The 12,297-nt window shown below is 41.8% G+C and carries 10 protein-coding genes; all 10 read right to left on the bottom strand.

Annotated elements, in window-relative coordinates; all coding sequences use genetic code 11:
- Positions 1-81: 81 nt before the first annotated feature.
- Complete coding sequence (uvrA, locus tag ACYQ5K_RS16265; RefSeq protein ID WP_459778001.1) at positions 82-2,922, bottom strand: excinuclease ABC subunit UvrA; 2,841 nt, start codon at positions 2,920-2,922, stop codon at positions 82-84.
- Between the two features lie 27 nt (positions 2,923-2,949).
- Complete coding sequence (uvrB, locus tag ACYQ5K_RS16260) at positions 2,950-4,935, bottom strand: excinuclease ABC subunit UvrB (RefSeq protein WP_173687629.1); 1,986 nt, start codon at positions 4,933-4,935, stop codon at positions 2,950-2,952.
- A gap of 219 nt (positions 4,936-5,154) precedes the next feature.
- Positions 5,155-6,174 carry a hypothetical protein gene (locus ACYQ5K_RS16255; protein WP_173687630.1) on the bottom strand — a complete coding sequence of 340 codons (1,020 nt, stop codon included), beginning with the start codon at positions 6,172-6,174 and terminating at the stop codon, positions 5,155-5,157.
- On the bottom strand, positions 6,167-7,318 hold the full coding sequence (locus ACYQ5K_RS16250; RefSeq protein WP_459777999.1) for an AAA family ATPase: 1,152 nt from the start codon (positions 7,316-7,318) through the stop codon (positions 6,167-6,169). The genes ACYQ5K_RS16255 and ACYQ5K_RS16250 overlap by 8 nt, the downstream gene beginning before the upstream one ends.
- Positions 7,319-7,453: 135 nt before the next feature.
- The gene (locus ACYQ5K_RS16245; protein WP_243259154.1) at positions 7,454-7,738 is read right to left on the bottom strand and encodes an ion channel; all 285 of its coding nucleotides are present in this window, start codon (positions 7,736-7,738) and stop codon (positions 7,454-7,456) included.
- Between the two features lie 340 nt (positions 7,739-8,078).
- Complete coding sequence (locus tag ACYQ5K_RS16240; protein WP_270223125.1) at positions 8,079-8,213, bottom strand: hypothetical protein; 135 nt, start codon at positions 8,211-8,213, stop codon at positions 8,079-8,081.
- Position 8,214: 1 nt separating this feature from the next.
- Complete coding sequence (locus tag ACYQ5K_RS16235; protein ID WP_330585933.1) at positions 8,215-8,604, bottom strand: HEPN domain-containing protein; 390 nt, start codon at positions 8,602-8,604, stop codon at positions 8,215-8,217.
- A 27-nt stretch (positions 8,605-8,631) separates the two neighbouring features.
- Positions 8,632-8,973, bottom strand: a complete 342-nt coding sequence (locus ACYQ5K_RS16230) for a nucleotidyltransferase domain-containing protein (protein WP_117557014.1) — start codon at positions 8,971-8,973, stop codon at positions 8,632-8,634.
- A gap of 233 nt (positions 8,974-9,206) precedes the next feature.
- Positions 9,207-10,817, bottom strand: a complete 1,611-nt coding sequence (locus tag ACYQ5K_RS16225; RefSeq protein ID WP_066559186.1) for an amidohydrolase — start codon at positions 10,815-10,817, stop codon at positions 9,207-9,209.
- A 3-nt stretch (positions 10,818-10,820) separates the two neighbouring features.
- Positions 10,821-12,297 (bottom strand): alanine/glycine:cation symporter family protein (locus ACYQ5K_RS16220; RefSeq protein WP_459777996.1); only part of this gene is annotated, 1,477 nt, incomplete at its 5' end.

Here is a 12,297-nt window from a genome sequence, read left to right as displayed (position 1 = left end):
ACATACTCACCTTATTATAATCAAATCTTTAATAAATAGGAAGTCTTTTTTTCAAGTTCAGGATTTTTTAAGATTTCTGTATCATTTTCTGTCCAGCATCATTTTGATGTATTTTCCTGTATATGAATTCGGGTTTTCTGCCACTTCTTCCGGTGTACCGCACGCAACAACTGTGCCCCCCTTGTCACCGCCTTCCGGTCCGATATCGATAATATAATCTGCTGTCTTGATCACATCCAGATTATGTTCGATCACGATAACCGTATTGCCATCTGCCGCGAGTCTGCGCAGGATTTCCGTCAACTTGTGCACATCTGCAAAATGAAGTCCGGTTGTCGGTTCGTCCAGAATGTACACTGTCTTCCCAGTGCTTCTCCGGCTCAGTTCAGTTGCAAGCTTGATCCGCTGTGCTTCACCGCCGGAAAGGGTTGTAGACGGCTGGCCAAGACGAATATAAGAAAGTCCTACATCGTAAAGAGTCTCCATTTTTCTGCGGATACTCGGAACATTTTCAAAGAAATGAAGCGCCTCTTCTACCGTCATATTCAGAACATCATAAATGCTTTTTCCTTTATATTTTACCTCCAGTGTCTCACGGTTGTAGCGCTTCCCGCCGCATACCTCACACGGCACATATACATCCGGAAGGAAATGCATCTCGATCTTGATGATTCCATCTCCGCTACACGCTTCACAGCGTCCGCCCTTGACGTTAAAGCTGAATCTTCCTTTTTTATAGCCTTTCGCCTTCGCATCCGCGGTTGCCGCAAACAGATCCCGGATCAGGTCGAATACTCCGGTATATGTCGCCGGATTGGATCTTGGCGTCCTTCCGATTGGAGACTGGTCAATGTCGATCACTTTGTCCAGCATTTCCAGTCCTTCAATCCGCTTATGCTTTCCAGGAATCACACGGGCACGGTTTAGCTTTTTCGCCATACTCTTGTAAAGGATTTCATTCACCAGCGAACTCTTACCGGAACCTGATACGCCGGTTACACAGGTCATCACGCCAAGTGGGAACTTCACGTCAATATTTTTCAGGTTGTTCTCTGCTGCACCTACAACTTTGATCCAGCCGGTCGGAACTGCGCGGGTTTCCGGAACCGGGATCTTGATCTTTCCGCTTAAATATGCACCTGTGATCGACCGTTCTACTTTCATGATCTCCTGTGCCGTTCCCTGGGCAACCAGTTCTCCACCGTGTTCTCCGGCTCCCGGTCCGATATCGATTACCTGGTCTGCCGCAAACATGGTATCTTCATCATGCTCAACCACGATCAGTGTATTTCCAAGATCACGGAGATGCTTGAGTGTTGCGAGAAGTTTGTCATTATCTCTCTGGTGCAGACCGATACTTGGCTCATCCAGAATATAAGCCACACCCACAAGACCGGAACCGATCTGCGTCGCAAGCCGGATTCTCTGTGCTTCTCCACCGGAAAGAGTTCCTGTTGCACGGGCAAGTGTCAGATATTCCAGACCCACATCCAAAAGAAACTGCAGGCGCGCTTTGATCTCTTTTAATATCTGTCCGCCGATCATCTGCTGCGTCTTTGACAGTTCCAGACTGCTGATAAACCGCTGAAGCCGTTCAATCGACATTGCTGTTACTTCTGAAATATTTTTATCTCCGACCGTTACCGCAAGTGCGCCCTTTTTCAGTCGCTGTCCGCCACATTCTCGGCAAGGTGTGATCTGCATAAAACTCTCATATTCTGCTTTCATAGTCTCCGATCCCGTTTCACGGTATCTTCGCTCCACATTCCGGATCAGTCCGTCAAATGCAACGTCATAGATCCCTTCCCCGCGTTGTCCTTTATAATAGACCTTGACTTCTTTTCCATTAGTCCCACGAAGTAAAACATCCTGGATTTCTTTCGGATACTGTTCAAACGGCGTATCCAGGTCAAAATGATATTCCTTGCAGAGTGCTTCCAGAATCGCGTGAGTAAAACTGCTCTTATCGGTACAGGACTGCCATCCTGTCACCACGATTGCTCCTTCATTGATGCTGAGTGATTTGTCCGGAATCATCAGATCTTCATCAAACTCCATTTTATATCCGAGTCCGAAACATACCGGGCAGGCACCAAATGGATTGTTAAACGAAAAGCTTCTCGGCTCGATCTCATCAATACTGATTCCGCAGTCCGGGCAGGCAAAATTCTGGCTGAAATTCAGCGGTTCCCCTCCGATCACATCCACAACCAGAAGCCCCTCCGCAAGACTTAATACACTTTCTATGGAATCTGCAAGTCTTTTTTCAATCCCCGGTCTGACAACCAGACGGTCTACAACAATCTCAATATTATGTTTTATATTCTTGTCCAATGAGATTTCTTCGGAAAGCTCATACATATTTCCGTCAATCCTTACACGGACATAACCGCTTTTCTTTGCTCCGTCCAGAAGCTTGACATGGGTTCCTTTTCTCCCCCGCACAACCGGTGCCATCAGCTGGATCTTTGTTCCTTCCGGAAGTGCCATGATCTGATCGGTCATCTCATCTGCCGTCTGCTTCTTGATCTCTCTTCCACACTTCGGACAATGCGGAATCCCGATTCTTGCATACAGCAGTCGAAAATAATCGTAAATCTCCGTCACGGTTCCGACTGTGGATCTCGGATTGCGGTTCGTAGACTTCTGGTCGATGGAAATCGCCGGTGAAAGCCCTTCAATACTTTCTACATTCGGCTTCTCCATCTGCCCAAGGAACTGCCTTGCGTAAGAAGACAGAGATTCCATATATCGTCTTTGTCCCTCTGCATAAATTGTATCAAATGCAAGGGATGATTTGCCGGAACCACTGAGACCGGTCAGTACTACCAGTTTGTTTCTCGGAATATCTACATCAAGATTCTTCAGATTGTGCTCGTTCGCACCTCTGATCTTTATCAGTTCTTTCTTTTCTTCAGCCATCTGTTCTTCCTCTTCTATCTCTTCGCTTTACTCCATCTCATTCAAATGCTTTTTCAGCTCGATCAGCTTATCACGCAGCTCTGCTGCCGCCTCGAAATTCAGCTCTGCTGCCGCTTTCTTCATCTGCTTTTCCAGCTTCTTGATCAACTTCTCCAGCTCTGCCGCACTCATGGATTCCGGATCTTTTTCCAGCTTCATCTCTTCTGCTGCAACCTTCTTTGAAATACTGATCAGATCACGCACCGACTTCTTGATCGTCTGTGGCGTGATTCCATGTTCTTCATTGTATTTCATCTGAATCTCACGACGGCGCATCGTCTCATCAATCGCCATCCGCATCGAATCCGTCATGTTATCCGCATACATGATAACATGCCCCTCTGCATTTCTCGCCGCACGGCCAATGGTCTGGATCAGTGAAGTTTCCGAACGCAGAAAACCTTCTTTGTCCGCATCCAGAATCGCTACCAGTGTGATCTCCGGAATATCCAGACCTTCTCGAAGCAGGTTAATTCCAACCAGTACATCAAATACATCCAAACGCATATCCCGGATGATCTCTGTCCTTTCCAGAGTATCAATATCCGAATGTAAATATTTCACACGAATGCCAAGCTCCCGCATATAATCGGTCAGATCTTCCGCCATACGCTTTGTCAGCGTTGTGATCAGTACCTTATTCTTCTTCGCTGTTTCTTTATTTACCTCACTGATCAGATCATCAATCTGTCCTTCGATCGGACGCACTTCTACTTCCGGATCCAGAAGACCTGTCGGTCGGATTACCTGCTCTGCCCGCAGCAGTTCATGAGACTCCTCATACTCTCCCGGTGTCGCCGATACAAACAGTACCTGGTCAATCTTACTTTCAAATTCCCCAAAGCTGAGCGGTCTGTTATCCTTTGCCGACGGCAGACGGAATCCATAATCCACCAGTGTTGTCTTTCTCGACTGATCGCCGTGATACATGGCTCCAATCTGTGGAATCGTCTTATGCGACTCGTCGATCATGATCAGAAAATCATCCGGAAAATAGTCAATCAATGTACATGGCGGCTCCCCTGCTTTCTGCCCGGTCAGATGCCTCGAATAGTTTTCAATTCCGGAACAAAATCCTGTCTCTCGCATCATTTCTATATCAAAATTCGTTCTCTCAGAAATACGCTGTGCTTCCAGAAGCTTATCTTCCCCTTTAAAATAACGAATCTGCTGCTCCAGTTCTTCTTCAATCTCCCCGATGGCACGCTCCATATTCTCCTTGGACACTACATAATGAGATGCCGGGAAAATTGCCACATGCCCGATCACATTCAACACTTCACCGGTCAATGTATCAATCTCTGTTATTCTGTCTATCTCATCACCGAAAAATTCAACTCTGTATGCAATTTTTTCCGAATACGCCGGGAAAATCTCAACCACATCTCCTCGTACCCGGAACGTTCCACGCTTGAAATCCATATCATTGCGGTCATACTGGATCTCAACCAACTTCTTCAGGACTTCATCCCTGTCTTTGATCATGCCCGGTCTAAGTGAAATCACCATCTCCTTGTAATCAATCGGCGAACCCAGTCCGTAAATGCAGGACACACTTGCCACAATGATGACATCATTCCGCTCAGAAAGCGCTGCTGTCGCAGAGTGGCGGAGCTTGTCGATCTCATCGTTGATGGCAGAGTCCTTGGCAATGTAAGTGTCGGATGACGGAACATAAGCTTCCGGCTGGTAGTAGTCGTAGTAGGAGACAAAATATTCCACTGCGTTATTCGGAAAGAACTCTTTGAATTCCCCATACAGCTGCGCTGCCAGTGTTTTATTGTGTGCAATAATTAATGTCGGTTTGTTCATCTGTTGAATAACATTCGCCATGGTAAATGTCTTACCAGATCCAGTAACGCCAAGCAACGTCTGACACTGGTTTCCTTCTTTGAAACCTTCGACCAGCTCTTTAATTGCCTGCGGCTGGTCTCCGGTTGGTTTATATTCTGATACTAATTCAAAATGATCCATATGATTTCTCCTGATTGAATCTAATTTATTTTGGAATGTAGTAATATTATTTCTAGTATTGTTACTTGTCTAGTATATCATTCAATATAAAAAAAGTACAGAACAAAACCGAATGTTTGTTCTGTACTTTTTTATTTTCTAAATTCCATTATTCTTCCAAATTTCTTCAATAATCCAACCAATATTACATGTGATCTGCCTATGAATTTAATCCGTTTCTTATTTAATTAATTTAAAATTATAATCCGGAATCAATAATACACATGTACTCAATACCCATATAAATCCTTTTTCAAAATTTCTGCTGACTTCATTTTGAACATTCAGTATCTCAGATAAATTTATCTGTTCAAATTGCTTTCTAAGCTCATTTTCATTTGCATCTTCCTTTTGAATTCTAGCTGCCTTGCGAATATTATGACATACAATCTCTTGTAAAACTTTTCTCATATACTCCCAATATGTCCGATTCTCACATGTATATCCGATTTTTGTAATCCAATCTTTTAATTGATATTTTAATGTCTTTTTCTTCTTCTCATCTCCTACAATACACAATATTTCTTCCAATTCTTTTTCTAACTCATTCGCAGAAAGCTTCAATATTGCATCACAACATCCATTTCTTTTTTCAACATCACTTACCCGATATCTATCTCCTGCAAGTAAATCATCAATTCTATGTGGCAACTCAACCGCCTTTTCAATAACACTTTCTGCCCTTACTAGGATTTTATACTTGTCTCCCGGCTGCAATGATACCAAAATTTTTCGATTTATATACTCTTCATCTGGTATAGATTTTAAATGCAAATATGATTCAATCATTGGATAATTCAGATACAATTTCCCCATATCAGTCGAATCCGCAAAGCAATGCTGCATTTCTAAAATCTTTTCTTCAGAAAATGCCGGATCATGCCGTTCATAATCAAATACAAGAATAATATTGGTAAAATCATTTCTATAATAGATTGTCTCCGGATGTTCCTTTTTACTGATTACAAACGGTAAATCAACATCCATTTCATCTTTTGCCCAATCATTTCCGTATTCTTTTACAATATCCTCATATAACTTATAAATGTTCGTACCGTAAATCCATACATCATTTATATCAATGTTCATTTCTGGAAAACATTTAAAAATAAGCCAAAATAATTCATCCTTTTCATGTTTTCCTTCTACAACCAGTAAGCTCCGGCTACGCCGCCTTGTCTCTACTGCGTAATTATTCATATTTTTCAAACTCCCCACTGATATACATCTTTTCAAGATTGTGACCTTCTCTCAGCTCCCGTTGAGTCGCATTACAAAGAGCTGTTAATGTTCCCTTTCTTGATAAAATAAACAGGCAATCCGGTCTCATAATTCTATTTGTCATCAAGTTCGTATTATGCGATGTCATAATCATTTGGCATTTTGGATACTTCTGTTTAAAGAAACGAATCACATTTTCTGCCATTTCATAATGGTAAAACGCATCAAATTCATCTAAATAGATCAAAGACGCATCCCATACTTTCGGAACCAGTCTCCGATATAACTCTGCTAATGCCAATGTACCACTTGATGCATTTTCATAAAATGGAACTAATTGTTCATGTGAAAAATACAGTTCTCTTTGTCCGTCTGGTAATTTTTTTAATACCAATTTACATTCAATACCCATTGCATTTAAAAAATCTTCAAAATCCTTCAGATGTTCCGGATTTTCCAGACTCTCATAAAAACCTTGATTCAGTCTTCCAAAGCGATACTGCATCCCATTTCCTACTGTAATCATCATCATTCTTCTAACATAATTCGATAACCGGATAAGAGCTGAATCATTTTTCAAAGCCACATTACTAATCAGCCATCTCAAAAATGGAAGTTTTGGTTCACTGATTTCATCATCTTCTCCAACTTCCAGAGATTGTAAATAGCGCTCTATATTGGCAGTTTCTGCATCAATATAATCTAAATTATCAAAATTGTATTCTTGCAAACCAAAATTACATTTAAAAATGCTTTTTCCATTTACGGATAATTCTTCTTCACGTAATTCCTGATTTGATAATCTCGAATATTTGTAACTTAATTCTGTATCTTCAAATATGAATTCATATTGAAACATTGCTGCATCTTCTTTGGAATCCGCGTTGAGTAAAATTCCATTACTCGCATATCTTGTTCCGCCAAACATTGTTGAACCAATATCAAGAATTGCTCTTCCAAGGTTCGTCTTACCAGTCGCATTACATCCATAAATCAACATTTTGCCGATGATACCATCTGAAAGACAATCTGTATTAAACTGATAGCCTGCAATATTTTCAAAATCTATCGTAATTTCATCTTTAAAATTTTTGTAATTCTTTAACATGAATTTTTTAAGCATATCTTATACCATCCTCTCAAAAAATTATTAACGTATAATTCTATGCTTACAGTATAACCAATTTTCACTCTGTTCGCAACAACATGCCGTAAAAAAATTACGGCATGTTGTGACATGGTTTCAATTTTTTATTTTTCATTTTACTTCTGGTTCTTGTTTTTGTATGAATTCTTGCACACTTGTAAGCAATATCGGAATCAACACCACCATAATCATATGTGATATTATCATTTCTTGCACTGCCCAGTTTCTCGTAATAGATAAAATAGGATAAATATCTCCATATCCCGACGAAAAGAAAGACACAAAACTAAAATAAATATATTTTTCATTATTGGCACTACCCATATTATCTTCATTTAAAGCAATATTTAAATCTGGTTCTATAATGCCTATTTTTCCGTTTTCATTTTGTATCATAATGTCTAACGGACACAATTTTTCTTTATCTTATTCATCATAATTCCCATTTACACTCCACGTTTTTCCATCAATTTTTTTCTCTATTTTCTTTCTATGTAAAGAGACATTTTCACCTTGCATTTCAAGTAAATTCATTTGAAACGCAAAATATACGTTATTATGATATGCCACATACAAATTAGCATATACACTAATTACAACCCCCACTATAATTACATATTCTAAACATACACATATTACAAATTTTTACAGTATATCATTCAGAGTAAAAAAAGTACAGAACAGGCGAATGTTTGTTCTGTACTTTATACGTTTTCTATATTATTTATTCAAAAAACTATTTCTGAATATTTTTCTTTTTTCCCTTTTCCAGCTCTGTATCTGGATTGAAGTCTTCTGATAGATATTTTGAATTTTCTTTAATTGATTTCACCAGTTCTCTGAATGCCGTTATCTTTTCATCCTCGTTCATTTCAGTATTCCTTTTGTTCTTCAAGCTGTTCCAGACAATATTTTTCTGCCAGAATTATAAATTCATCTGCAACTGAAATCTGCCGTTCTGATTCTTCTTTACTTGCAATATAAAAATCATCATAATCGCTGGCATGGCGAATCTCTTCTGCCTGACCGATTTTCCTTCCCATTTCCCTTGGAAACACAGACGTCTTCACATAATCCTTATTGAAGTTTGCCACAGCATCTTTATGTCTTTTATATGCTTTACCGCTGACAGCATGTACTGCATTAATTGCATGAAAGATGGAATAGTACGCTCTGTTATTAGCTCCTTTATAATCTTCAATAAAAAATAATGCTCTTGCTGATTTCAGATCATTTCGGGCTGTTTCCCGACGATATAACACCAGATCCCGCCTAGTACCGATTCCTGATTATGCTGCTCCATACAAAACTACCCCTTCTTTATGGATATTGGAATAAAATGGATAGTTCACAATCCACTTGTTAAAATGTGCTTCACTTTTTGCAATAGGCTTTATGTCCGTGTCATGATCCATATTAAAGTCATAGGTCATGTACGAGAGCTGTTGTGCATATGCCTTTAATTCCAGATCTGATATATCCACCAGGATCATAATGTCTACATCAGAATCCGGGCGGAAGTCCCCCCTTGCATAAGAACCATAAAGGATTATCTGACGTACATGGGAACCATAAATCTTCTTGACCGCTTCCACATACTGTTTAATTAAATCCTGCATAATCTTTGGCATACATCATCACCTCATTTTCTGCTGATAATACTATAAATTTCTTGATTTTATTATAACCAGTTTACCCTCGTTTCTCAATCAATATTTTCCATGTAACAATGTTACTGCTTTCTTCGACGAATTTTGTTCACCGTTATGGTATACATCTTGTTCTATATTTTTACTGAAATCAAAAAAAGCAGAGCCTGCTCCACTCAGACTCTGCCTCTCACTTTTTTCTTTTTATACTGCCGCTATTCTTCTACTTCTCTCTCATAAACGATCTCACCGCCAAGAACTGTCATATCCACTTTCGTGGCCTTAATCTCATCCGGGTCGATCTCATAGATATTCTTCTCGAGAACTACGAAGTCCGCATTTTTTCCCACTTCGATGGTTCCGTTTTCGTCTTCTGTATAGGAAGCGTAAGCTGCGTTTTTTGTAAAAAGCTTCACCGCTTCGTCTACGGATATTTTTTCGGATGGGATCCAGCCTTCCTGTGGCTGACCGCTGATATTTTTGCGGGTAACTGCAAAATAAATATTCTCCATTGCATCAAAGCTTACCACAGGAGCATCCGAGCCGCCGGACGTATGGATTCCCATATCCAGCATACTCTTCCATGCATACACCTTATCCATACGTTGTGCGCCGATGGCAGGTTCCACTGTGTTCATATCCAGATCGATAAATACCGGCTGGATATATGCCAGCAGATCCTGGTCTTTCATCCCCTGCAAAATACGCGGATTGGTGATCTGGCAATGCACGATACCATGTCTGCCCTTTTTGTTATCCTTCCGGTAAGGAGATTTCGCAGCTGCCTCAATGACCATATCCATGGCACGATCGCCTATACAGTGTACCGCCGCCTGCATCTGATGCCGGTCAAAAAAAGCAAACAGATCGTCAAGCTCATCCTGACTGAATGTGATGATCCCGGTATTTTCCGGCGAATCCTCGTAAGGCTCATTCATGGCCGCTGTTCTTGCACCAAGGGAACCATCCTGGATCAGCTTCATCGGTCCAACAGTAAAGTGATCTCCCCTCTGCCCGGTACGATATCCTTCCTCGATAAAAGCCTTCGCATCCTCCGCCCGCTCAAAAAGGCACTGCTCATAATGGCGGATACTCAGCTCTCCTCTGGCATCCAGTGCCTTGTAGGAGGCCATGATCCGACGCCAGTTTTTTCCCGGAAGGGAGGCAAGATCATCGGACTGTACACCTGTAAATCCACATTCATTCAGCTTCTTCGCACTGTATCTGATGTAGCCTTCCACTTCTTCCTGGGATGGTGCTTCCAATACGGAAGAATAAAACTGTACTGCATTCTCCTTCAGAAGTCCGGTATCCAGATCAACCTCCTTCTCAATCTCCGGAAACTCCGGGATTTTTTTCAGAAGCTCCAGACCACAGCTGTTGCACACAGCCACATGCCCGCAGACACGCACCATAATGATGGGGATTTCCGTTGAGAGTGCATCCAGCTCATCCTTATGCGGATAGCGCGGCTTATCAAAATGCTCCTCATTCCAGCCTCTGCAGTAGAGCCAGGTCAGCTTCTGACCTTTACTCTCCTCCAGTCTTTTTTTTGCTGCAGCAAGCATTTCCTCAACACTTGTGCAGTCAAACAGTTTCACAGATCTTTCCACAAATGCATAATGCAACATATGCATATGTGTATCCACAAAACCGGGCAGCATCAGCCTTCCCTTAAGGTCAATCCGTTTTTTGCAGGAAAAAGCTTCCGCTTCTTTATCAGTTCCCACAAAAACGATCCGGCCATTTTCGATTCCCACAGCCTCTGCCACTTTTTCACTGTTATCCAGTGTTCTTATACATCCGTTAAAAAAAATCGTATCCACTGTTTATTTTTCCTCTTTTTCTTTTTTATCCTCGTAGAAAAGTGCCATATCCTTGTCTACTTTTCCGATTCCCATGTAACGCGCCTTATAATCCTTCAGCAGTTTAAAGAAGGTACCACTTAAGATAAATAATGTGGCAACATTTACAAATGTAGGGAATACGGTTGTAAAGTCTGCAATTACCCACAGCTGTGCCGGTGTTCCGTTTCCGTAAAGAGTAAGCACTGTGACCAGAAGACCCCATAATGGCGTTCCAAGGATAAAAACCTTCTCTGCGATCTTCAGAACCTTCTGATTGTTTTTCAGCCAGTGCTTCAGGATCACGCTGTAATAGGTGAACCATCCGGTTGATGTTGTCAGTCCGAAAAGAAAAATACTGATCGCGATCAGTGCTCTCGCAACAGAGCCCATTCCAGACTCAAATGCTGTCAGTGTCAGCTCTGATCCCTGAAGTCCTGAATTCCAGTAGCCTGTGGTGATAACAACAAGACCTGTCATGGAGCAGACTACGATGGTGTCTGCAAATACCTCAAATGCTCCCATCAGTCCCTGTTTTACAGGATGGTCTGTTTTTGCGGAAGCATGGATCATAGGTGAGGTTCCCCAGCCTGCCTCGTTGCTGTATACAGAACGGGCAAATCCAAGACGCATAGCTGTTGCAACACCGGCTCCCATAAATCCGCCGACTGCTGCCTGTGTTGTAAATGCACCCTTGAAGATCAGTCCAAAGGTTTCCGGCAGCTTGTCAAAATTCACTACCAGTATTGCAAGAGATCCTACAATGTAAAGCATGCACATGATCGGTGTCATATAGGAAGAGATCACACCGACTTTCTTTACACCGCCAATGATGATCAGGTAGATCGCTGCCACATACAGAAGTGACGGCACGATGTACGGCAGGTGGAAGGTACTACCGACAGCCTCTGATACTGTATAATTCTGTAAGGTGATGAACCATGTCATAAAAATACAGCCGCCGAACAGTACTGCAAAAAGTTTCCAGAAGGGAAGCTTTTTCTCTCCGCCAAGACCCTTCTGCATGTAGTAGGTCGGGCCTCCCTGGTACTCACCGTTTGGCTGTTTTTCTCTGTAGTACACAGCAAGTGTTACCTCTGCCATCTTGATGACCATAGCAAGAAGCGCCGCGATCCAGAGCCAGAATAATGCACCAGGTCCTCCTGTTGCAATGGCTGTTGCAACACCGGACATGTTGGATACTCCAACAGTACCGCCGATCGCAATAGAAATAGCCTGGAACGGTGTCAGGCTCTTTCCGTCGTCTCCGCCTTCCTGACGGCGTTCTTTACTGAACATATTTTTCACAATGTAACCAAAATGGCGGAACTGGAAGAAACCGGAACGTACTGTCAGATATACGCCTGTAGCGAGAATCGTGATCAGCAGCGGCAGTCCCCAGAGCCAATTGGTCAGATTTTCAAATAATTCAAACATCTTTTCCTCTCCTGTTATGAAGTGA

The sequence above is a fragment of the Allocoprococcus similis genome (assembly GCF_054660775.1).
The sequence above is the reverse complement of the archived record's forward strand: the minus strand, read 5'-3'. Positions and strand labels throughout refer to the sequence as shown.

Bases quoted from the DNA above. Each gene is read 5' to 3' on its own strand.
- ACYQ5K_RS16240 (WP_270223125.1), bottom strand. From the start codon at position 8,213: ATGAACGAGGATGAAAAGATAACGGCATTCAGAGAACTGGTGAAATCA.
- ACYQ5K_RS16255 (WP_173687630.1), bottom strand. From the start codon at position 6,174: ATGAATAATTACGCAGTAGAGACAAGGCGGCGTAGCCGGAGCTTACTG.
- uvrA (WP_459778001.1), bottom strand. From the start codon at position 2,922: ATGGCTGAAGAAAAGAAAGAACTGATAAAGATCAGAGGTGCGAACGAG.
- ACYQ5K_RS16245 (WP_243259154.1), bottom strand. From the start codon at position 7,738: ATGATACAAAATGAAAACGGAAAAATAGGCATTATAGAACCAGATTTA.
- uvrB (WP_173687629.1), bottom strand. From the start codon at position 4,935: ATGGATCATTTTGAATTAGTATCAGAATATAAACCAACCGGAGACCAG.
- ACYQ5K_RS16230 (WP_117557014.1), bottom strand. From the start codon at position 8,973: ATGCCAAAGATTATGCAGGATTTAATTAAACAGTATGTGGAAGCGGTC.
- ACYQ5K_RS16250 (WP_459777999.1), bottom strand. From the start codon at position 7,318: ATGCTTAAAAAATTCATGTTAAAGAATTACAAAAATTTTAAAGATGAA.